General features: G+C 49.3%; 18 protein-coding genes. 10 read left to right on the forward strand and 8 right to left on the reverse strand.

Features of this window, described 5'->3' with window-relative positions:
- Positions 1-133: 133 nt before the first annotated feature.
- The 5 genes from H591_RS0110510 to H591_RS15300 all read right to left on the reverse strand — a co-directional run bounded on the left by H591_RS0110510 (position 134) and on the right by H591_RS15300 (position 6,895).
- Complete coding sequence (locus H591_RS0110510; RefSeq protein ID WP_022966916.1) at positions 134-1,153, reverse strand: HlyD family secretion protein; 1,020 nt, start codon at positions 1,151-1,153, stop codon at positions 134-136.
- On the reverse strand, positions 1,150-3,237 hold the full coding sequence (locus tag H591_RS15735; RefSeq protein ID WP_156853198.1) for a TolC family protein: 2,088 nt from the start codon (positions 3,235-3,237) through the stop codon (positions 1,150-1,152). The genes H591_RS0110510 and H591_RS15735 overlap by 4 nt, the downstream gene beginning before the upstream one ends.
- A 50-nt stretch (positions 3,238-3,287) precedes the next feature.
- Positions 3,288-4,619 carry a glycosyltransferase family 2 protein gene (locus H591_RS0110520; RefSeq protein WP_022966918.1) on the reverse strand — a complete coding sequence of 444 codons (1,332 nt, stop codon included), beginning with the start codon at positions 4,617-4,619 and terminating at the stop codon, positions 3,288-3,290.
- Positions 4,619-5,989, reverse strand: a complete 1,371-nt coding sequence (locus H591_RS15295) for a TackOD1 domain-containing metal-binding protein (protein ID WP_022966919.1) — start codon at positions 5,987-5,989, stop codon at positions 4,619-4,621. The genes H591_RS0110520 and H591_RS15295 overlap by 1 nt, the downstream gene beginning before the upstream one ends.
- Positions 5,990-6,217: 228 nt before the next feature.
- Complete coding sequence (locus H591_RS15300) at positions 6,218-6,895, reverse strand: YdcF family protein (RefSeq protein ID WP_022966920.1); 678 nt, start codon at positions 6,893-6,895, stop codon at positions 6,218-6,220.
- A gap of 274 nt (positions 6,896-7,169) precedes the next feature.
- On the opposite strand from H591_RS15300, the gene gabD reads away from it, so the two are divergent.
- The gene (gene gabD / locus H591_RS0110535) at positions 7,170-8,618 is read left to right on the forward strand and encodes an NADP-dependent succinate-semialdehyde dehydrogenase (protein ID WP_022966921.1); all 1,449 of its coding nucleotides are present in this window, start codon (positions 7,170-7,172) and stop codon (positions 8,616-8,618) included.
- 59 nt (positions 8,619-8,677) lie between these two features.
- Here the strand turns inward: gabD and H591_RS0110540 are convergent, their stop codons facing one another.
- Positions 8,678-9,436: an SIR2 family NAD-dependent protein deacylase gene (locus H591_RS0110540; protein WP_022966922.1), complete on the reverse strand. Its 759-nt coding sequence runs from the start codon at positions 9,434-9,436 to the stop codon at positions 8,678-8,680.
- 196 nt (positions 9,437-9,632) lie between these two features.
- Between H591_RS0110540 and H591_RS0110545 the strand changes: the two genes are divergently transcribed.
- The 9 genes from H591_RS0110545 to ggt all read left to right on the forward strand — a co-directional run bounded on the left by H591_RS0110545 (position 9,633) and on the right by ggt (position 19,561).
- Positions 9,633-11,564, forward strand: a complete 1,932-nt coding sequence (locus H591_RS0110545) for an esterase/lipase family protein (protein ID WP_022966923.1) — start codon at positions 9,633-9,635, stop codon at positions 11,562-11,564.
- Positions 11,554-12,564 (forward strand): Lnb N-terminal periplasmic domain-containing protein, encoded by a 1,011-nt coding sequence (locus H591_RS0110550; RefSeq protein ID WP_022966924.1) that lies wholly within the window; start codon positions 11,554-11,556, stop codon positions 12,562-12,564. The genes H591_RS0110545 and H591_RS0110550 overlap by 11 nt, the downstream gene beginning before the upstream one ends.
- Positions 12,565-12,897: 333 nt before the next feature.
- Complete coding sequence (ectA, locus tag H591_RS0110555) at positions 12,898-13,416, forward strand: diaminobutyrate acetyltransferase (protein ID WP_022966925.1); 519 nt, start codon at positions 12,898-12,900, stop codon at positions 13,414-13,416.
- Positions 13,417-13,424: 8 nt separating this feature from the next.
- The gene (gene ectB / locus H591_RS0110560) at positions 13,425-14,714 is read left to right on the forward strand and encodes a diaminobutyrate--2-oxoglutarate transaminase (RefSeq protein ID WP_022966926.1); all 1,290 of its coding nucleotides are present in this window, start codon (positions 13,425-13,427) and stop codon (positions 14,712-14,714) included.
- Between the two features lie 104 nt (positions 14,715-14,818).
- Positions 14,819-15,199 (forward strand): ectoine synthase, encoded by a 381-nt coding sequence (locus tag H591_RS0110565; RefSeq protein ID WP_022966927.1) that lies wholly within the window; start codon positions 14,819-14,821, stop codon positions 15,197-15,199.
- 184 nt (positions 15,200-15,383) lie between these two features.
- The gene (locus H591_RS0110570; RefSeq protein WP_028244358.1) at positions 15,384-16,832 is read left to right on the forward strand and encodes an aspartate kinase; all 1,449 of its coding nucleotides are present in this window, start codon (positions 15,384-15,386) and stop codon (positions 16,830-16,832) included.
- Positions 16,833-17,043: 211 nt separating this feature from the next.
- Complete coding sequence (gene coaD / locus H591_RS0110575; RefSeq protein ID WP_022966929.1) at positions 17,044-17,523, forward strand: pantetheine-phosphate adenylyltransferase; 480 nt, start codon at positions 17,044-17,046, stop codon at positions 17,521-17,523.
- Between the two features lie 107 nt (positions 17,524-17,630).
- Positions 17,631-17,882: a YfhL family 4Fe-4S dicluster ferredoxin gene (locus H591_RS0110580; protein ID WP_022966930.1), complete on the forward strand. Its 252-nt coding sequence runs from the start codon at positions 17,631-17,633 to the stop codon at positions 17,880-17,882.
- 8 nt (positions 17,883-17,890) lie between these two features.
- Complete coding sequence (gene ggt / locus H591_RS0110585; protein WP_022966931.1) at positions 17,891-19,561, forward strand: gamma-glutamyltransferase; 1,671 nt, start codon at positions 17,891-17,893, stop codon at positions 19,559-19,561.
- A 7-nt stretch (positions 19,562-19,568) separates the two neighbouring features.
- Here the strand turns inward: ggt and H591_RS0110590 are convergent, their stop codons facing one another.
- Entirely contained in the window at positions 19,569-21,437 is a 1,869-nt protein-coding gene (locus H591_RS0110590) for a Na/Pi cotransporter family protein (RefSeq protein WP_028244359.1), read from the reverse strand.
- Between the two features lie 241 nt (positions 21,438-21,678).
- Entirely contained in the window at positions 21,679-22,017 is a 339-nt protein-coding gene (locus H591_RS0110595) for a hypothetical protein (RefSeq protein WP_022966933.1), read from the reverse strand.
- Between the last annotated feature and the right edge of the window lie 52 nt (positions 22,018-22,069).

Here is a 22,069-nt window from a genome sequence, read left to right on the forward strand (position 1 = left end):
GCATTATACACAAACTCAAACACGGTCGTTAGTTTTGATTTAACAGGTCTTTGAGCAAGGTTAATCAATACCGCGGTACGCTCTAAAACCTTACTGCAAGCGTTTCAATTTGTAGCACAGTAATGCATCCCAACTATTGCAACCAACGTTGCAGCCTATTAGGAAAACGTGCTTGCAATGGTAAATTATCTAATTGCCAAGCTTTAGGTAACGGCTCTAAGGTTTCCACGATTAATAGCAACCCTAGTTCGCTGGCAGTAAATGGCGAACGCATCTCAACCGGTAGGCGAGCTACCAGTGATGGCTCTGCACTGACCACTGCATCGCGCCAAGATCCATCAGGGAATCGTAGCTTTAAGCGTTGCCCTGGGTAGGCCAACTCGCGCTGCTGCGCATCAAGAAACACCTGCACTTGAAATGGTTGATCTGACTGTAATTGCATTAGCGCTGTACCTGGAGCAACTACTTCACCCTCTGTAACAGTTATACTTCTGACCAGCACATCGCCTTGCGTGCGAATCTGTAACCGCTCAAGACGTTCGCTCAATGCTTGCAGCTCACCTTGATTACGCTGCAAATACAGTTGCTGTTCGCTGGAGGGCTCAAGGTTACGCTCAAAGTTAATTAAAGCGACTTGATGCCTACCTAGCAACTCTTGACTCTGAGTTAACTCTGCACGCGTAGCTGCCCCGAGACGCACCAGTCGCTGCAACTCTTGACGGTGCAGTCGGGCAGCATCTAACTGCTGCTGTAAAATTTGCTGCTGAGCCTGTACGCCTGAACTGACCACAGGGTTCATGTTCAAGGTGTCGCTAACAGCTTGGTATTGCGCTGATAACGCAGAATTCTCCAAAGCAATCAATAACTCTCCTGCCGCGACTGACGCACCGACCTCTACGGGTAAATCAACCACCACCCCGCTTTCTAATGCACGAACCTCAGTTAACGGCTGAACAACCCGAGCAGGCGCATCCAGTACGATCCAAGTACTGAGAATATTGCCAACAAACCATAAAACTGGGCTGGCCACGAGCAACAAAATAAGATACCAGCGTAAACGAAAAGCAAGCCGTTTACCCGGCGCATAGATCACTTTAATACCCTTATCAACCGTAGGTTGACGTTCTTTATCACTGGTAAAACGTACTTTCATGGCTGCTGTTTCTCGGTAACCGGGTGAGGATAGTGTGCCCAATCCTGCCATGCGATGCCCTTCAATCCTTGGGGATGCAACTGGTCATAGAAGTAGGTGTTGAGTGCTTGCAAATCAGCCCCACTGCTACCACGCCAACTGTTTTTCACCGGCAGTTGTGCCTCGACACTTTGTGCCAGTTGAAATTGCAGCTTAGGCCAAGCAGGTAGTATAGCCGCAATACGTGTGCTGACCGATTGCTGAACCGTGCTGTATAGCATCAGTGTCACACTGGAAATATTCAGCGTCGGTAAAGCACAAGGAATACAAGTCTTACCGCTCTGTTGCTCTGGCGCAAACCAACGATGGTGACTGACGATATTGACCGGCCATGCACTTCGCTGCGCTGCCGCGGCCAAGGTGTCGAGCCAGTCTTTTAGGCGTGACTCAGGAACCGGCCAACCCAATTGTTCAACCTCTAGATCAAGGTGCAAATGATCAAAAGGCAGTGATGCAAACCTATCAATTAATTGCAGCATGCTATGACGTTGTTCAGGTCGTAGCCAATTGGGATCACCTAACAACAGATCCACCACAAAACCACGCTGCTTCAGCTGTGCTATCAGCTCTCTGATCTGTGGAGTAAGTCGCTCTAACTGACCGACCTGAGCGGCATTAAAGCCAAGATACACTCGATTAAAGCCCGCTCTGACGAGCAGTTCAATTTGTTGTTCTCGTTGCTGAGGTGCCAGTAACGCAGCACTGTCCCACACATAAGCTGCAGTACTCCAAGAGTGTTTAGAGGGGCGCACTAAGTGCCGTTGACCGTTACTCGGCTGAGAGGCAGATAAATGCACACTCGACCAATGCAATTGCTCAGTTGAGCGCAACGGCGGTGCATTATCGGTGAGTACCTGAAGCTGGGCGAATACCGACCAAGCAGCCTGCCAGTCATTGATTAACTCTAGATCAACTTCGGCTAACTCAAGCTGAGCCTGGCGCACATTCATAAATCCGCCTTCCGCATCAATAGATTGCCGAGCCAGCTGTTCCTGTAGTAACTGCTGCATTTGCTGCGCGCCCTGCCGACGCTCAAGCAACCGATCCAGTCGCTGTTGGTAAGTCAGTAATGTGCGCTCTAGTGTTTGCAGAAGCGCCTGCTTGGTATCGGCCGCGCGATATTGCGCTGCGACATAACGTGCGGCAGCTGGATTGGCGCGGGTTGCTCGCGTCAAACTGTCCAAAGGAATTTCAAAATTAATCGCAGCCATGGTACCGCCACCACTGCCACTAATTTCTGAGTGATTATCATAGCGCTGACTGATGGTAAAATTTGCATCCACTCGCTCACTCCAGCGGCTGCTGGCAACGGCTTGCAACTCATGCTCAGCGGTGCGCTGCATCTGCAAAGCCGGATGTTGTTCAATGATCGGTAACCACTGCTCAACAGCACTCAGCTGCACCGGCAACGACTCAGCGACCGGACGCGCGCTGTGCGCTAAAGGGTTGCCATACAAGTACACCAGCTTTTTGCGCAGACGCGCTTGTTGTGAGTCGACACTACTGCATAACGGTGTAAAACGCTGCCAGCGTTGCTCAACCCAGAGCTTTTCTGACAGGCGTAATTGTTGTTGCTCGGCACGCTGTGCAACCAAGGCCTGTTCGGTAGCAGCTAATGCTTGATAGCGAGAGCACCACTGGGCAATGGCCTCTTGCTGCCACCAATCGATATAGGTTTGCCGTAGTTGTTGTTGCTGCTCCGCGCGTGTTAAGGCCACAGAATGACTCGCTTGTCCTTTTGCTATTTGCGCATCCACTACTTCAGCGTGGCGTTTTTGCAGAGTGCCAAGCAAAGGATAACGTAAGCCCAACTGTGCGCCATAACCTGTGTATTTCTGCAACCCCCCTTTTTCCAAATCACGATAACGTCCGCTGTCAGCACCACCAAAAAGGCTCCAGTTGGTGGCTTCCAAACGCTGAGTCAGCTCCGCACTCTTTTGCTCCTCATCATAGAGTGTGGCAGTTGTCGCAGGGCTGTCATGCATCTGCTGCACTAAAGTCTGCAAAGTGACTGCAGTCGCCATTGAGGTCGGTATCGTCAGCATCAGACAGCTGCCACATAACCAAACACTGAGTCGCTGTCTTACACTCATCATCAGAACCTCTTACCTTTTTTCAGCACCCACCAAGGCGCCATCCCACTTTCTTCGTGGCCGCGCCGCAGCACTTCATTTAATACACAGACGACGCCCCAGCAACGTAGAGCGAACATAAACAACGGAAAAATAGGTACAACGAGCAGCAGCCGCAGGTCTTGTTTGGGCCGTTCTGAGATCAACACTAAGCCTGTAAAATATAACACCAGCGTCATCACCAAATAGACCAAATAAATCAGCACGCCAAGCGATAGCAAGATTGGTACAGGCAACAAAATCAGCATGCTCAGCGTATAAATAACGATCATAAAAGGTAAGACCAGCTGAAAGAAAACCCCAGCTAACACCGTCATTAAAAAATTGCGCCAGCCCAATAACCGTGGGGTGATACTGTGTGAATGCTTGCGGATATACAAAAAAAATAAATCGCCATCCCAACGCAACCGTTGCAGCAAAAACTCACGCAAAGTGGCTGGAGCATCAGTATGCCCAATCGCTTCAGGCTCAAACGGAATACGGTAAGGCTGTCGACCAAAGTAACTTTTGATCCGTAGTGTGAGATCTAAATCTTCAGCAGTATGGGTATCCCAACCGCCAATATGCTGTAAAAAGTCTTTACGAAAAGCTCCAAAGGCACCAGAAATATTATTGACCGTATTCCATTCAGACAGACCTGTCTTACTGGTGTGTATCGACAAGAAGTATTCAAGCTCTTGAATGCGCGTAACCCATGAGGTGGTCGCATTACGCACCCGCAAACTACCAGATACAGCGGGCACATTAGGGTCAGCAAAATGGCGAACCAAAGCACTAATTGTATTGTTGTCAAACGAAGTGTCGCCATCTAAAGCCAATACAATCTCGCCGCTGGCTTGCGCCAACCCAGCGTTTAAGGAAGAAACGCGGCCACCACGTTGCCATTTAGCCACAGCGCGCAACACACGATTGGGGTAAAGGCTGCGATCGATCTTAAACTCACGAATGACACTGAGAGTTTCATGGTTTTGCACCGCTCCATCCACCACCGGAATCAGCTCAATTTCACCTGGGTACACTTGCTCGCAGAGGGTTTGCAGGGTCAGTAGGACATCTCGTCCTTCGCTGTAACAGGTAATAATGCACGACACCTTTGGCGCATACCGACTGTTAACCGGCACGCGTTCAAGCTTCTTTAAAAACCAACGCATCACGCCCGCCAACACTAACGCATTCATAGGCAGTTCGATCAGCAAAAAAAAGGGAAACAGCAGCAGCAGCAATGAACTGATGTTGTTATAGCCAGCTAATAAGCTTTTAACATCCTGTAATATGAGGAGTACAGCGTCAAACATTAGCCAACCTCGCTTGCCAGTCTACCCATCAGCAAGGCAGCATTTTCTTCAGCTAACAGGTCACCTGGAAGTGTAAAAACAGCCACTTTAGAGTTAACGCTATTATCATCACCCTCAAGCAACAGCAATAACTCTGCCAAACGCTGGCCAAGTATTTTAGCGCCCTGATAATCAGTGTGGGGTAATAACAACCACAGTTGATCTTCTCTGGTGCGACTACAACGATCAGTATCCCGGATCGTTTCTTTAATGCGCTCAACTAGATTATCTAGGGCCGCTTGGCCTTCAGGGGTAGTTAAGGCATTTTCCAAGCCATTGAATTGTAGTGCAATCAACGAGCACTCAGGAAAACCAGGATAACGTCTAGCCTGCTGTAGCTGCCAATCCAGCAAATAAGTAAAATCGTTTAAACCAATCAAGTTTAAACGATTAAAATACTCACGCGAGATGTCTTCAGTAAAGCCCTGACGACACCGCAATCGTGCTTTTTCAGTCATTGTGTAGTGGCGTATTTCTCGCACACGCAATTCATCTGGGCTCTGAGCGTGATCACAGTCGAGGCAGCGCACATGCACATCAGCATCAATAAACGAGGTTCGGCAGGCTCGGCAACTTTGATTTTCTAGCGGCCGATCATAATCACTGCCAATATGCCGAAGACGGGTTAGACAGTTTGGGCACATCATCAAACCATCTTTTAGAAAGCTTTCTTGCGGAGCCACATGACCACATGTAAAGCAGTGCAAAGCAGGTTCTTTTGCAATATCCAAATCCTTACATTGCGGGCACACATCGACATAATTGAGTCGCGACGAATTACAGCTGGCACAGAGCCTAATACGATCAACCAAGTCTGTACTAACCAATAAGCCTTGCTCTGTCAGTAAACGTAACCACAGCAACTGATTCACCGGCTCATTATTGGCAAAAGCATGAATCAAAGGATAAAAATAGATCTGTGCTGATTTTGTATCGCGCTGCGCGCTGATACTCGCCCCAGGGCGAGTCCACAACCAGGCCATTACGCACTCTTCAAGCTGCTCTGGATGACGCCCACGATTAAATCCAGCCAAGCGCTGCATTAACGTTGCATGGTCTTTTTGTATCGTTGCAATATCTGTAGGCAGCGCTCCGTCGGAGAGTGTCAAAGGTTTCGCTTGCGATTTGAGTGTGTAAATCAGCGTAAACTGATAGCGGTGGTCTTGACGCAGCATTATTAACGCCTGCTCGCAGACATTCTCCGCCAAAGATAAAATAACAACGTTTGCAGAGGTATCGTTGAGTAGTTCAGCAATGCTATTAAACTGACGCCACTCACTAGGGCAAGAGTCAAGAGGCTGCTCTGAAATCAAGGCAATTTGAAAAGACATGACACCCGCCACAACTGAATGTAAGAAAACTATTAATGTGCAAAACCTATCACACTTCACAAGACTAAGCAGTGCATTTGACCGGCTAGAATCCTAGCCAGCAAAAAGCGTCTACAAACCCGCGGCAAGATGCGGCGCGCGGTGAGTTGCTGGCTGTTAAGGAGTATAAACCTGCAGCGCTTTAGCTGAGCTAATCAAACAGTTGAATCACAGAGTGGCAGAGCTAGGCTAGAGGGATGGCTCATTAGTAATAATTATAGCTGGAGTTAACTCGGCACGATAGAAATCCGATCCAAATAATTTGCGCAGCTGATGGCCAATAATAAAGTAGCCTTCTTTGACGTACAGCTTGAGTTTATCGACCTCTGACGAATTATTGAATTTTGAAGTTGGTGTTGGCGACAGCTGCACATGCAGACCCAGGTCGCGCGCCATAATTCCTGCTCGCGCCAGATGAAAGTAATCGCTGACTAAAATAACCGAATCAATCTGCTGTTGCTGCAAGATCACCTGTGCATTTTTTAAGTTGTACCACGTGTCGCGCGAGGTGCCCTCATAGGCGGTATCTTCAGGAGCGACGCCAAGTTTTATCGCCCAACGCGCGCCCACTTCACCTTCACTCGGGATGCCATCACGCAAGGCGCCGCCAGTGAAAATCAGTTTTTGTGTGGTATTGGTTTGATACAAATGCACAGCATGGCGGATGCGCTCTTTGAATACAGGCGAGGGTTTATTGCCCCAAGCCGCCGCACCTAACACTATGGTGGCCGGCGCTGGCATAACCGGGCGCTCTTGTGCGCAGTACCAGACATAACCAATCAGACATGCGAAAAGCAGCAGCGCACAGAGCGCTAAACCCAATAGGGTTTTCAGCAAAACCAGTCCGCGTCTGTTGTGTACTGTCATTGTTGTAGATGATCCTTTTGCAGAAATAACGCAGTGACGCATTCATTCTTTAACTGATTTTCACACATTACTGATTAGCATGACATGATTTAGTTCTACGTTAAGTCGCTAAAATGCCCTTGTCGAGCCTCGACGCCTAGGTCTTTCGTTCAAGTTATAACCTTATCTATTAATGAGATGCACCACGACCTAAGCAATGCTTGTATTTAATCGGTGACGGTCGCTTAATAAATATACGTCAGCCCATCCCTTACCCCGTTTACCGGAGGCCACCATGCTATTAAGCGACCCTACTCTTTTGCGCCAACAGGCATTTATTGCCGGTCAGTGGTGCACAGCAGACTCTCAACAAACTTTGGCTATACATAATCCTGCCAATGCTGAGTTACTTGGCTCTGTGCCAAAAATGGGTGCAGCAGAAAGCGCGCGGGCGATTGCCGCAGCACAGGCAGCGCTACCTGAATGGCGCGAGAAAACAGCAGCGCAGCGCGGACAGATCCTGCGGCGTTGGTTTGAGCTAATGCTTGAAAACCAAGATGATTTAGCTCTGTTAATGACCCTTGAGCAAGGCAAACCGTTAGCCGAAGCGCGCGGTGAGATTGTTTATGCCGCTTCTTTTATCGAGTGGTTCGCCGAGGAAGGTAAACGTGCTTATGGCGATAGCATTCCCAGCCCTACCAGTAGCTCGCGCTTGCTGGTGATTAAACAACCCATTGGTGTGTGCGCGGCCATTACCCCATGGAACTTCCCCGCTGCGATGATCACCCGTAAAGCCGGTGCTGCTTTGGCGGCGGGTTGTACGATGGTGATTAAACCAGCCTCAGCTACGCCATTCAGTGCGCTGGCATTGATGGTATTGGCGCAGCGCGCAGGGATTCCTGCAGGAGTTTTATCAGTCATTACCGGTAGCGCTAAAGAGATTGGTGACGAGTTCACCAGCAACCCATTGGTGCGCAAGCTATCCTTTACTGGCTCCACCGAAGTAGGTCGCCATTTGCTGCAACAATGCGCGCACGACATCAAAAAAGTCTCTTTAGAGTTGGGCGGTAATGCGCCGTTTATCGTGTTTGCTGATGCCGATTTAGATGCAGCTGTCGCGGGCGCTATTACAGCGAAGTTTCGCAATGCCGGACAAACTTGTGTCTGCGTTAACCGTTTCTATGTGCAAGATGAGGTGTACGATGATTTTGCCCAGCGCTTCACCGCAGCCGTCCAACAATTACGCATCGGCGATGGCCGTGCAGAGGGCGTCACTATTGGCCCACTGATTGATCAAGCCGCTGTGGATAAAGCGCAAGCCCATATTGCTGACGCACTCAGCTTAGGTGCATCTTTGCAGACTGGCGGTAAAGTCACTGAAGGTACTTTTTTCCAGCCTACTCTACTCACCGATGTGCCACAGCATGCCCTGTTGGCGCGCGAAGAAACTTTTGGGCCAGTCGCAGCACTGATGCGTTTTAACGATGAGCAACAGGCGATACAACTGGCCAATGACACCGAGTTTGGTTTAGCTGCATATTTTTACAGCCGTGATATTGGTCGCTGTTTCCGTGTTGCGGAAGCCTTGGAATACGGCATGGTTGGCGTTAATACTGGAGCAATCTCCAACGAAGTCGCACCCTTTGGCGGCGTAAAAGCCTCTGGTCTTGGGCGCGAAGGTTCTAAATATGGGTTGGATGAGTACTTAGAAGTTAAATATATAAACTTTGGCGGGATCAGTTAACGGCAAACCCATCAGCCGCCCTGCTCAGCAGGCGGCGGCTGACTTTAGTTTTGAGCCACTTAATCCGTTAGCAATAACGGCAAAATATGCCCTGCCGCGCCGACTAAGCTCAGTTCGCGAGGATGTTGGCAGTCCACCGGTTCAGGATTGATATGCGCAACCCAAGCGCCGCTGCGTAACGCCAATTGCGGAATTTGCGCAGCCGGTTGCACCACGCCTGAAGTGCCAATCGACAGCAAGACATCACAATTTTCTGCAGCTGTAAAAGCCGCTTCCATCTCGGCTTGCGGTAAAGCCTCACCAAACCAGACCACACCCGGGCGAATCATGCCTTGGCAATCCGGGCACAGTGGCGGCGGCAGCGCTTGCTCATGAGTCATAGCGGGTGGCTCAGCTAAGGTGTAGGGTTTGGCACAGTTAAAACAGCGCGGCTTAAAAATACTGCCATGCAGATGTAAAACCTCGCCACTACCGGCTCTTTCATGCAAGTCATCAACGTTTTGGGTAATCACTGTGAGCTTTGGCACCTGCTCTGCCAACTTAACAATGGCTTGATGAGCAGAATTAGGCTGCGCCTTTAACAATAACTGGCGTCGCCACTCATACCAGCCCCAAACCAGCTCTGGATCAGCAAGAAAAGCTTCAGGTGTGGCCAACTGCATCGGATCAAAGCGTGCCCATAATCCGCTCAATGCATCACGAAAGGTGCTGACACCGCTTTCTGCGGAGACGCCCGCACCGGTAAACACAACCACATGCTTAGCGTTATCCAGTGCCTTGATCAATTCACTGGAAATTTGAACTAACTCTCTGTGCATAACATGCTCCATAAAAGCTCAGATTAGCCAAGACTAGCAGCCAGCGTACTTTTTATGACCAGAGAGTGCTGCAAAAATATCTGTAAACAGCATAGCCTTAGCGCTAAATAACCTCCAAAATAGCTGTCCTCTGGCACAGCTTAACAGCCTGCTCACGACTTACCTTTCCGCTCGACCCCATTTCATAGGCTGCTACGTGCTCAACTTTTATTCTGCTCGCGTTCTTTTTATCACCACTCTTAGCTTTATTTTCCTCAGCGGTTGTGCGGGAGTAAAAAGCGTATCGGTCAGCACCAATGATTATATGTCGCAACGCCGTGGTGATATTTTAACCACTGGCGAGATGAGTTCTGCCGTCGGTGTCGCCTTACAAGTCGTCGGCATTAACGAAAAGCAATGCCGCGCTGCAGCGCAACAATGCCGCGACCAAGTCGCCGACAATATCGGGATTGATGATGAGCAACGCATGTCCGCTTTGGCCGAGCTCTGGCTGCAAGAAGCGCTGTCCATGGATCAGAAAATCAATGAAGGCATTCTTTCTGAAGACGTACTCAATGCCTACTTAGAAAGTGCCCGTCATGCTTACGCCTATTTATTTTTAACCGCGCGCTCACCCAGCGAACGCGCTCTAGAAGATCGCCAAACACAAGTGCGTGATTACTACAATTTTGCCGTGCAGCAAACGGTGACGCGTGCGTTTAATCAACACCACAAAAATTTACTAAACAGCATTGATGCGCAAGGTTTGTTCACCGTAGAGTCAAAGCAATGGACGATTAAAGGTCAGCTTAATGAAGTGCGCCTGGCAGAGCGTCAGCAAATACCAGAACAACTCATTCCAGCTTCATCCCTGACTTTCAAAGGTCTGCGTAACCAGTACCGTCGTGACGGTATCGGTGCTGAGTTGGTCGCAGTCACTGCCAAGCGTGTAGTCAATAAAAACAGCAAAGAAGAAGTATTTAGCGAAACACCTTTTCCAGCCATTACTGCAGTGCTGCGTTTTCCTGGTGATACCCTACAAGAAGTGCTGGACACTCAAAGTGTTGAATTACTGGGTTTTGACCCCTACAAACGTGACAGCGTCCGCTTAGCCGGTACACAGGTACCGTTAGCCGCCAACTTCACTTCAGGCTATGGCTTATGGCTGGCACGTTCGGGCTTTGCTCGTCAGTCGCTGCTGACCTTGATTGGCCGCGGTGAAGTCCTAGAAAAACCTCGTGTGTATTTAATGCAGCCTTATGACCCCAAGCGCAGAGTGATCATTATGTTGCATGGCTTAGCCAGTAGCCCAGAAGCATGGATTAATGTCGCCAACGAAGTGCTGGGTGATGAAGTGCTGCGTAAGAACTTCCAAGTTTGGCAAGTCTATTATCCAACCAACGCACCGTTGGCGTTCAATCAGCATGAGATCCGTAAAGCCATTAAAGAGACCTTAAAAGCTTTCGACCCAGAAGGTCAGAACCGTGCCTCACAAGATGTGGTGTTAATCGGACACAGCATGGGTGGCGTTTTAGCACGCTTACTGGTTTCCGAATCAGGTGATCGCTTCTGGGAGCCGATTGTCAAAACTTACGAATTAGAAGGTAAGCGCAAAGAAGCTGCCCGGAAAAAACTACGTAACTATGCCTGGTTTAAACCCATGCCAGAAGTGAGTCGCGCCGTATTTATTGCGGCTCCGCACCGCGGCACACCTTTTGCTGAAAACCGCTTCTCACGTTGGGCAGCGGGCGTCGTTAAACTGCCGGTCTCAATGCTCGGTCGTATCTCAGAAATCGCGCAACTCTTAGTTGATCCGAGTTCTGCCAACGCAGCGCCGTTGACACGGCCACTCAACAGCATTTCTAATCTAAGTAACCAAGACCCGTTCGTGCGTCTCGCCGCCGACCTGCCGATTGCCGACCGAGTGCCCTATCACTCGATTATTGGTAATAACACCCCAGAGCTCAGTTTAGATTTATCCAGCGACGGTGTTGTGCCTTACAACAGTTCACACTTAGCCGGCGCACAATCCGAAAAAGTGATCCGCTCATGGCACAGCGTGCAAGAAACACCGGAAGCAATTGTTGAGGTGAGGCGCATCCTGCATACACATTTACAAGAAACGAATGGAGTTTCGTATGTCAATTAACCCGCGTTCAATGTTGACAGTCTGCCTGCAAGTATTGCTCTCGCTGGTCATTCTTTTAGCTTCGATATGGGCATGTTTAGCTCTTTACTATCAATTACCGCTGGATATGCCATGGCGTGTTGTTGGCATATTGCTATGGGGCAGTCTCTGTCTGTTTACTTTGGTGCGCTTATGGCGCCGTAGCATCTGGAAAGGCTTATTAATCTACCTAGTGCTGCATGGCGCGCTGCTGGTTTGGTGGAACAACTTGATCCCTAGCAACAATCATCAATGGGAAGAAGACGTCGCACAGATGACCTCAGGCAGTATCGAAGGCGATCAGGTCACGCTGTTTAATGTGCGCAACTTTGACTGGCATTCAGAAACTGAGTACACCCCGCGCTGGGAAACCCGTGAGTATGACTTAAGCAAACTCACCTCAGTGGACATGCTGACCTCACATTGGGGCATGGACGCGATTGCCCACGTTCTCGTCTCATTCGGCTTTGATGACGGCCAGTTCGTTACTTTTTCGGTGGAGATTCGCAAAAAGAAAGGTCAGCAGTTTTCTGAAATCGCCGGATTTTTCAAACAATATGAACTCAGTATTCTCGCCACCGACGAGCGCGATGCGATTGGCGTTCGCCCTAATGTGCGCGGTGAAGATACCTTTTTGTACCGCATTGATATGCCCGCTGACATTCGTAAAAAGCTGTTTTTATCCTATATTGAGCAAGCCAATCAACTGATCGAGCAACCGCGTTTTTACAATACTGTCACTGCCAACTGCACCACTTTGGTGTTCGGCATGATGCAGCATATCAGTGGCGGTTTGCCGCTGGATGCGCGTTTACTTTTGACCGGTTACCTACCCAGTTACGTCCAAGAGCTTAATGGCCTCACCGATGGTTTTGATTTGGCGCAATTGCGTAGTGCTGGACGTATTACCGAGCGCTCAAAACAGGCAGGACAGAGTTCCAATTACTCAAAAATCATTCGCCAAGGCGTTCCTGGCTGGTAATTGAAAAACACAAAGTGGTAAAAAAATACCATTTTTAGTGAATTTCTGCTGAGTAATTAGCCTGCTAAGTATATTTTTACGGCGTTTTAAGTTCAAAAAACGCCTTTTAACGCAAAAATCAAAAATAATTAAAATATTTTTCTAGGCGCTTTTAGCCCAATTTCTCTATTGCCGTTTCGCAGTGCTATAGCTTGCCGAAACAGCAATTTCCACTGCTCAAAAAATAGCCTTTTCAGCCCTCTTTCCAGTGATTTCCATGCCCATGCACGGTTGTTATTATTTTTTTAGCTGCCTACTCTAAAAAGGCTCAACCAATAACCACAAGGATTTATTTTGAGTTTAGCTACCGTCAAATTCCGTCAACCTACTGGCGGTGACGGCCACGCGCTGCATCAACTGGTCGCTCGCTGCCAGCCCCTAGACACCAATTCGGTGTACTGCAACTTACTTCAGTGCACTGACTTTGCGGATACTGCTATTGCTGCACAAAACGCCGATGGCAACCTAGTTGGTTTCATTTCCGGCTACCGCCCTCCAGCCCGCCCCGACACTCTTTTCGTCTGGCAAGTTGCTGTAGATAGCAGTATGCGTGGTCAAGGTTTAGCGCTGCGCATGCTTTTAGCCCTCACTGCACGGGTTGCCGCGCAAGGCGTTCGGTTTATTGAAACCACCATTTCACCGAGCAACGCCGCTTCTCAGGCTTTATTTTTAAAAGCCTTTAATCAATTAGGAATCTCTCACAGCACCTCAGTACTGTTCTCGCGCCAGCAGCATTTTGCCGGCCTGCATGAGGACGAAGTGCTGTACCGAGCGGGGCCATTGCCTCTCGATTCCGATAAGAAAATATCATAGGACTAGACATGAAACTCTTCGAACAGAATTTCGAACAGAACGAATCTGGCGTAAGAAGTTATTGCCGCTCATTCCCCGTTATGTTCAAACAAGCACAGGGTGCTGAACTGATAACGACTGACGGTACAGGTTACATCGACTTCTTAGCCGGTGCCGGTACCCTCAACTACGGCCACAACCACCCTGTGTTGAAAAAAGCTCTAATTGAATACATCGAAAACGATGGCATAGCCCACGGTTTAGATATGTATTCCGAAGCCAAAGAGCGGTTTTTAGAAACCTTTAACCGCCTGATTTTAACGCCGCGTAAGATGCAAGATTATCTGATCCAGTTTACTGGCCCAACCGGTACTAACGCGGTTGAAGCAGCCCTAAAACTGGCGCGTAAAGTCACTGGTCGCAACAACATAATCAGCTTTACCAACGGTTTCCATGGTTGCTCGATTGGTGCATTAGCCGTTACCGGTAATCAACACCACCGTGGCGCAGCTGGCGTGACTTTGTCTGACGTCAGCCGCATGCCCTACGCCAACTATTTTGGCGATAAGGTCAATACCATTGCCATGATGGATAAAATGCTGGCTGACCCAAGCAGCGGTATCGACAAACCCGCTGCCGTAATTGTTGAAGTCGTGCAAGGTGAAGGCGGCCTTAACGCTGCTTCTGCTGACTGGGTGCGTAAGCTAGAAAAACTCTGCCGCAAGCACGACATGCTATTGATTGTCGATGACATTCAAGCAGGTTGTGGCCGTACTGGTACTTTCTTCAGTTTTGAAGAGATGGGTATTAAGCCGGACATGATTACACTATCGAAATCGATCAGTGGTTTTGGTCTACCCTTCGCCATAGTCTTGCTGCGTGAAAAGCTCGATGAGTGGACGCCAGGTGAGCACAACGGTACTTTCCGTGGCAACAACCATGCCTTTGTCACCGCAGCTGCTGCACTAGAAGAGTTCTGGCAGGACGATAGCTTCGCCAAAAGCGTGCGTGAGAAAGGCGAAATGATTGCCAAACGCATGCACAAAATCACCCGCCGTCACAGCGAGCACAATTTGTTCGTTAAAGGTCGCGGCATGATGATTGGTATCAGCTGCGCCAATGGCGAAGTAGCTGCCGAGATCTGCCAGCACGCCTTTAAAAATGGTCTAGTCATTGAGACCAGTGGTAACCACAGCCAAGTCGTTAAGTGCTTGTGCCCACTGACTATTACCCATGAGCAAATTAACCAAGCCATGGATATTCTTGATGATGCTTTTGCTGCGGTATTACCGAGCCAAGCCGCCAATAAAGTTTCATAAGACGCTGCGTCTCTGTTCGCACAGACCCGTATTGAAACTCACTGAATAAAACACTGCCGCCGCTTCGAGTGCATCGAAACGGTGGTAGTAGTGGAGATTAAAAAATGATTGTTCGTACCCTTAAAGATGCTGAAAACAGCGATCGCCGTGTTGTCACAAAAACCTGGGAAAGCACCCGCATGTTGTTGAAAGAAGACAACATGGGTTTCTCGTTTCACATCACCACTATTTATGCCAACACTGAAACTCATATTTGGTATCAAAACCACCTTGAGTCGGTGTACTGCATGAGCGGTAATGGCGAGATTGAAACCCTAGCAGACGGTAAGGTGTATCCGATCGAAGCTGGTACTTTATATATCCTCGATAAGCACGATGAGCATTTATTGCGCGGCGGTAGCGAAGACATGAAAATGGCGTGCGTGTTTAATCCACCGCTAAACGGTAAAGAAGTACACGATGAAAACGGTGTTTACCCACTTTAAGCGTCGTTTTCTCTGTACAGCGTGATATTTCTAAGCGGCTCTATAGTCATTCTGACGCCGCTTAATTACACTTCGAGTGTCCGTGCCACCTGCACGCTTGGTGGCGACACTCAACAGTGTGAGCCGCGCATCCTGCGCTTGGCTCATCTTTATTGATTAACTTATTTAGAACGGACGCACACTCATGCATACCGTAGAGAAAATTGGCGGCACTTCAATGAGCTGCTTTCAGGACGTTTTAGAGAATATTTTCTTAACCGAGCATCCTCAACACGGCCTGTACCAACGTATTTTTGTTGTATCTGCCTACAGCGGCATGACCAACCAATTGTTAGAACATAAGAAAACCGGCGAAGCAGGTGTCTATCAGCGCTTTGCCGAAGCCAGTGGCGAAGAAGCGTGGCAAGAGCCTTTAGAAAAGGTTCGCGAGGCGATGCTGGCAAAAAACGCTGAAATATTCACTGATAAAACTCATGCTTTAGAGCAAGCAAATCAGTTTATTAATAGCCGGATTGATGACTGTGCTGAAGTCATGCACAGCTTGCATCAGCTGTGCCATTTCGGCCATTTCCAGCTCACCGAACACCTAATGAAAGTCCGCGAAATGCTGGCGTCTCTAGGTGAAGCGCACAGTGCTTTTAATACTGTGTTGGCCCTAAAGCTTAAGGGCATCAATGCTCGCTTTGCTGATCTGACCGGTTGGCAAGCAGCGACACCGCTGCCTTTTACCGAAATGATCGAGCACCACTTTAAAGGCATCGACTTCAGTAAAGAGCTGGTGATTGCTCCAGGTTATACCCATTGCACTGAAGGCTTGATGAACACCTTTGATCGCGGCTATACCGAGATCACTTTCGCCCAGATTGCCGCAGCAACTGGCGCTAAAGAAGCCATCATTCATAAAGAGTTTCACCTCAGCACCGCTGATCCAAATTTGGTTGGCGCGGACAAAGTGGTGACCATCGGCATGACCAACTACGACGTAGCCGATCAGCTGTCGAACTTAGGAATGGAAGCCATTCACCCACGTGCGGGTAAAACCTTGCGCCGTGCCGGTGTGCAGTTGCGTATTAAGAACGCTTTTGAGCCAGAGCATGCTGGAACCTTAATCAGCCAAGACTATGCCAGCGTAACCCCTCGCGTAGAGATTATTGCCGGCCGTAAAGATATGTTCGGTATTGAAGTGTTCGACCAAGAAATGCTCGGTGACATGAGCTACGACACTGAAATCACCAACATTATTAAGCAACTCAAGTTGTATGTGGTGAACAAGTCGCGTGATGCCAACAGCATTACTTATTACTGCGCAGGTTCACGCAAGATCATTAATCGTGCCGCACGGATGATTGAAGAGCATTATTCAAGCGCAGAAGTGACAGTGCATAACGTTGCCATTGTTTCAGCGATTGGCTCGAATATGAAAGTCAAAGGCATTCTGGCGAAAACCGCAACCGCTTTGGCTGATGCAGGCATCAGTGTGCAAGCGCTGCAGCAGACCATTCGCCAAGTGGAAATGCAGATTACCGTGCAAGAAAGTGACTACGATGCAGCGATTATTGCCTTGCACCGCGCTTTGATTGAGCCAGAAAACTACACCGATGTGATTGTCTTCCCAGACGCCGCACACGCTTAGCCTGTATCCCGCGGCTACAACTGCGGTTACTCGAAGCTCTACCGCGCAATATCAACCAAAGATATTGCGCGGTTAGCCTAAATCGCCTGAGACTCAATCTTCCCTTCATTTCGCACTACAAATTGATCACTACGACAATCAATCCTTTTTGCGCTTGCTGTGTTGCTGCGTTACCATTGCCAAACTTTTTAACGCCCTAAAGGACGTCGCAATGAACCGTGTTCTATACCCGGGAACCTTCGATCCAATCACCCGTGGCCATAGCGATCTGATTGAACGCGCTGCGCGTATCTTTGACCATGTGATTGTTGCGGTGGCTGCCAGCCCGAAAAAAAACCCACTGTTTAGCTTGGAACAACGTGTGGCTTTAGCCAAGGAAGTCACGGCGCACTTACCTAACGTTGAAGTGGTTGGCTTTGACAATCTATTGGCGCACTTTGTTAAAGAAGTGAATGCCAACGTATTAATGCGTGGTTTGCGTGCAGTCTCAGACTTTGAATACGAGTTTCAGTTGGCCAATATGAACCGCAAATTAGCGCCCGATGTAGAAAGCTTATTTCTAACACCATCGGAAAAGTACTCATTTATTTCATCAACCTTAGTGCGCGAAATCGCGGCACTCGGCGGCGATATAACTGAATTTGTGCATCCGGCAGTCTCTAGCGCACTGACTGAACGCTTCAAAAAATGATTTATAGCAAGCATTGCTCTTGCTGATGCTGCGCAAAGGCTTCGATTGCGGCACAATTAGCACATTCATTTGGCATTGTGCCCTTACCGCTCTATAGGAGTCGCTCCATGTCGTTAATCATTACGGATGACTGCATCAACTGTGATGTCTGTGAACCTGAATGTCCCAACAGCGCTATTTCACAAGGTGAAGAGATCTACGAAATTGATCCAAACCTATGTACTGAGTGTGTTGGTCATTACGATGAACCACAGTGCGTACAAGTGTGTCCCGTCGACTGTATTCCGCTTGATGCAAACAATGTGGAAAGCAAAGACGAGCTAATGGAAAAGTACAAGATCATCACCGGTCAGGCATAAGTTACGCTATGCACCAACTACACAGGGTTGTTCTCAGCGTTTTCCTCTGCTGGACGCTCACGGCGAACGCTGAACAACCTCCTGAGCACGCCTATGTCAGCAGCGCCCATCCTTTGGCCAGTGCGGCCGGCATTGAAATTCTGCGACAAGGCGGTAACGCCATTGATGCTGCAATTGCGGTCACTGCTGCGCTGGCGGTAGTTGAACCTTATGGTTCAGGTTTAGGTGGCGGCGGTTTTTATTTGCTGCGCCGTGCCGGCCAACCGGCTGATTATCAATTTTTAGATGCGCGCGAACGTGCGCCGCTTACCGCGCACCCTGATCTGTACCGTGTCGATGGCGTGGTTGATCCTAAATTATCCCTAGACGGCGCTCTAGCAGCTGCTATCCCAGGCATACCTGCTGCACTGGGCGAACTGACACAACGTCACGCCCGCCTGTCTTTAGCCGCAAACCTAGCGCCAGCGATTACCTTGGCCCGCGATGGTTTTGCCATTGACGCGGTGTATCAAGAGCGCGCGGGTTGGCGTTTAGCTGCGCTACAAAAAGATCCAGAATCCTCGCGTTTGTTCTTAGACCAACAGGCGATTCCACAACAAGGCTGGATTTTACGTCAACCAGAATTAGCCGCGACGTTAAGCATGCTGGCCAAACAGGGCACAAACAGTTTTTACCACGGCGCTTTTGCTGAAAAACTGGTGACTGCAGTGCAGCAAGCTGGAGGCATTTGGTCAACAAAGGACTTAAGCCAATACAAAGTTAAGTGGCGTACTCCACTGATTGTGCCGCTGGCCGAACAGCGTCAACTGATTACTGCACCACCGCCTTCCGCTGGTGGCGTTGCCATTGCGCAAAGTTTATTGATGCTGCAGCGCCTACCTTGGCAACAAGCAGAACCGGCACAACGTGCTCATTACCTTGCTGAAGTGTTCCGCCGCGCCTACCGTGATCGCGGTTTACTCGGCGATCCAGACTTTATTGATAACCCTACTCAAGCCCTGCTGGCACGCGCGCACATTGTGCAGATGACTGACAGCATCCAAGTCGACCAAGCAACGCCCAGCGCCAGCTTAGCGCCCAGTACAGAGATCCATGAAGGCGACCACACCACGCACTTTGCCGTGCTGGATCAACAGGGCAATGCCGTTGCTGCCACGTTATCGCTGAATATGATGTTTGGCGCTGCTTTTACTGTGCCCGGCACAGGTCTACTGCTGAATGATGAAATGGATGACTTTGCTGCTGACCTACAAGGCAGTAATGCCTATGGACTCAGCGCTAGCGTGGCCAATGCGGTGCAAGCTGGAAAGCGACCCTTATCGTCCATGAGCCCAAGCTTTTTAGAAGGCCCGAACGATTTTGCTGCTTTTGGCACACCCGGTGGCAGCCGTATTCCAAGTATGAATGTGTTGTCGATGCTGGAATATTTAAACGGTCAAACACCTAAGCAATGGGTCGCTACGGCGCGCGTGCATCATCAGTATTTGCCCGATGTACTGGGCTTTGAGCCTGGCGCTTTAACTCTGCAACAACAGCAGCGCCTGCAGAAAAAAGGCCACACACTCGAAGAGTTAACCCGTAATTACGGTAATCAACAAGTGCTGTTATGGCAGAAGAAGACTGGGCACAGCGATGCAGCCAGTGACCCGCGTGGTCAAGGCGTCAGCCTCAGCCACTGAGGCGCGACTAGCGCAACTGAATAAGCGGAAAATCATCGTCATCGCCACCTAGGCGGCGCACTTCACGCAACAATTCATTCTCACCGACTAAACCCAGCTGCATCACATTGCGCAAGCTTTGCGTGATCCGGCTGGAGTAGCCTAAATCATTCATCAATGAACTGGCCTGCAGGTTATCCAACTGCTGATTACGTACTTCGCTAAAGATACGATGACGGAAATCTGCATCAAACTTTGCCGCCTGCCCTTCCATCCAATCCAAGCGGCTGCGCCAGACATCATCGGGCAGATCTAAACGCCCAATCTCGCGTATCTGCCGAAGCACCCACAGCACATGACTGCGCATCTCTAAATAATGGGTGTGCACATGCGCGCGGTCATCTCTTAAGTAACGACCAAGGTTTTTTTGCAAATGTTTCGCATCTTTTACCGCGTCGACCAACTGCAGAGCAACCACTTGGCAAGTCATCCAAAACTGCTGATGCTCTTCGTCCATGCTTGCATCAAGACGGCTCATAAAACCTAATAAATCGGAGTACACGCCCTTAATATGGCGCTGATAGAGCTCTTCTGCATCTAAACAATCGCTATCATTCGGGCGTGCATTTAAGCGCGCCTCATCAACTTTTATACTGAACAGTTGCTCAACCGGTTGGTACAAGGCATGACAAATCACTTCTAAACTCAAACGGCCCAAATGCTGCAGTTCCTGCACCACTGCGCGCGAAGCGGTATCAACGGTAGCCAACGCTGCATCATTTAAGTAACGCGCACGGGTTTCCGACAGAACACGCTGTTCAACCACTGCCCGCTGACCGGTTTGCACATCAGCAATCAACACTTTGGGTTCTTGGCGATCCGGTAAAAATCGACACAGCCAGACTTCGAGTTGGCGCTGCCAAGGCCAAAACAGCAGCACGCCAATCAGGTTAAATAAGGTCTGAAACATCGCCAACTGCAGCAGAGTATTACTGCCTGCACCCAGCACCGCCATCAGCCATTGTGACAACCATGCCAAGGGCGAGAGCAGCAATAAGGTAATGATACCGGTGATGGTGTTAAACAGTGCATGCACCAGAGCCAAGCGCTGCCCGCCACGATTACCACCCAACCAGCCGACAATGGCGGTCGTCACGCTGCTGCCAACATTACCGCCAATGGCAATCGCCATCCCCTGCCAGAGTTCAATTTGGCCTCCGGCTAATGCCGCCAAGATCAACATCAAAGTGGCATGACTCGATTGCAAGACCGCAGTCAATGCTAAACCTATCGCGACAAAAGCTAGTTGCCCAAGTAAGCCTTCGCCCATCTGTTCGGTCAGGTCAATGCTGCTACCAAAAGCGTTAAAACCGCCTTTGATTTCATCAATACCTAAGAAGATAAAGGCAATGCCCAGCACGATGCGGCCAGCGGCTTTGCTATTTGGACCATTAAAACCAGCCAGCACGCCAAATACCAATAAAGGTAGCGCCAGCGGACTTAAGCTGAAATTTTGCCCCGCCGCAGCCAACAGCCAAATCCCGCCACTGGTACCAAGGTTGATACCCAATAAGATCGAGATGCCGCCAGCCAACTGAATTAAACCGGTACTGATAAACGCAATCGTCAGTAATGACATCAAGGTGGTGGATTGCAGCACCATGGTGCCACCCACACCAAATAGAAAGCCTTTAAAAGGCGTTGCTGTACTGCGCTCTAAAAGCTGCTCTAGGCGTCCGCCGGCCAGTTGCTTTAAGCCTTCTTCAAGACACTGCATGCCAAACAAGAACAATGCCAAACCTGCGCATAGCTGCAGCCAGCCGGCGCTATACCAAAAACTGCTGGCCAAAATGGCAAGGGCTAACACAGGTAATAAAAACGACTTAAGCTTGCCCATACACTCACCAATGCGCAGACGATTAATCAAGATAATAAAGTTTATATGCTGCACACAGCAGATTTCGCCCTGCATTTGCGCAGCGCAGTAATCTTTAAAGCGTAAATAAACAAGGATTCAGCAGCCGAGTAAAATGGCACTCATTGCAGCGTCGCACAGAAGAAATAATTATATATACAACACTACGCAAAAAAGGCCACTCTCACGCATGAGGCAGCCTTGATAAATGCGTCGACGGAACTTATTCGTCGTGGTTGTTATAACCGTCTTTAGTGCAACCCAAGCAGCGTACAAATGCGGCTTTGCCTGGCTCAACTACAAGCGCGTGGCCGGTACGACCAATACCACCGCCCATCGCGGTAAAAGGTAAAGTCACGACAAACAAGCCAGCACCAATTACCGTTGCGGCAATGAGCAGTGGGCGAGCAATGACGACGTCAGCGACAATAGCATAAGCATGAGGCGCTTCTACTTCATAAATAGGGTTCCCACTTACATTAGAACTGGAAGCAGATGCAGGGATGCTCATCAAGCTCATGCACAGCGCTAACAATGCAGCAGTTGTTCGAAACATATTCATAACAGCGATCCTTCAGCAGATTTTTTTATTAACTAGAATGACTATATACAGC

The sequence above is a fragment of the Denitrificimonas caeni DSM 24390 genome, from assembly GCF_000421765.1.
Classification (GTDB): domain Bacteria; phylum Pseudomonadota; class Gammaproteobacteria; order Pseudomonadales; family Pseudomonadaceae; genus Denitrificimonas; species Denitrificimonas caeni.

What these genes read in the sequence shown, in the direction of transcription:
- H591_RS0110595 (WP_022966933.1), bottom strand. Translation starts at nt 22,017, where the DNA reads ATGAATATGTTTCGAACAACTGCTGCATTGTTAGCGCTGTGCATGAGC.
- H591_RS0110580 (WP_022966930.1), top strand. Translation starts at nt 17,631, where the DNA reads ATGTCGTTAATCATTACGGATGACTGCATCAACTGTGATGTCTGTGAA.
- H591_RS0110510 (WP_022966916.1), bottom strand. Translation starts at nt 1,153, where the DNA reads ATGAAAGTACGTTTTACCAGTGATAAAGAACGTCAACCTACGGTTGAT.
- H591_RS15295 (WP_022966919.1), bottom strand. Translation starts at nt 5,989, where the DNA reads ATGTCTTTTCAAATTGCCTTGATTTCAGAGCAGCCTCTTGACTCTTGC.
- H591_RS15735 (WP_156853198.1), bottom strand. Translation starts at nt 3,237, where the DNA reads ATGCTGACGATACCGACCTCAATGGCGACTGCAGTCACTTTGCAGACT.
- H591_RS0110550 (WP_022966924.1), top strand. Translation starts at nt 11,554, where the DNA reads ATGTCAATTAACCCGCGTTCAATGTTGACAGTCTGCCTGCAAGTATTG.
- H591_RS0110540 (WP_022966922.1), bottom strand. Translation starts at nt 9,436, where the DNA reads ATGCACAGAGAGTTAGTTCAAATTTCCAGTGAATTGATCAAGGCACTG.
- H591_RS0110570 (WP_028244358.1), top strand. Translation starts at nt 15,384, where the DNA reads ATGCATACCGTAGAGAAAATTGGCGGCACTTCAATGAGCTGCTTTCAG.
- ectB (WP_022966926.1), top strand. Translation starts at nt 13,425, where the DNA reads ATGAAACTCTTCGAACAGAATTTCGAACAGAACGAATCTGGCGTAAGA.
- H591_RS15300 (WP_022966920.1), bottom strand. Translation starts at nt 6,895, where the DNA reads ATGACAGTACACAACAGACGCGGACTGGTTTTGCTGAAAACCCTATTG.
- H591_RS0110565 (WP_022966927.1), top strand. Translation starts at nt 14,819, where the DNA reads ATGATTGTTCGTACCCTTAAAGATGCTGAAAACAGCGATCGCCGTGTT.
- H591_RS0110590 (WP_028244359.1), bottom strand. Translation starts at nt 21,437, where the DNA reads ATGGGCAAGCTTAAGTCGTTTTTATTACCTGTGTTAGCCCTTGCCATT.
- H591_RS0110520 (WP_022966918.1), bottom strand. Translation starts at nt 4,619, where the DNA reads ATGTTTGACGCTGTACTCCTCATATTACAGGATGTTAAAAGCTTATTA.
- ggt (WP_022966931.1), top strand. Translation starts at nt 17,891, where the DNA reads ATGCACCAACTACACAGGGTTGTTCTCAGCGTTTTCCTCTGCTGGACG.
- coaD (WP_022966929.1), top strand. Translation starts at nt 17,044, where the DNA reads ATGAACCGTGTTCTATACCCGGGAACCTTCGATCCAATCACCCGTGGC.
- gabD (WP_022966921.1), top strand. Translation starts at nt 7,170, where the DNA reads ATGCTATTAAGCGACCCTACTCTTTTGCGCCAACAGGCATTTATTGCC.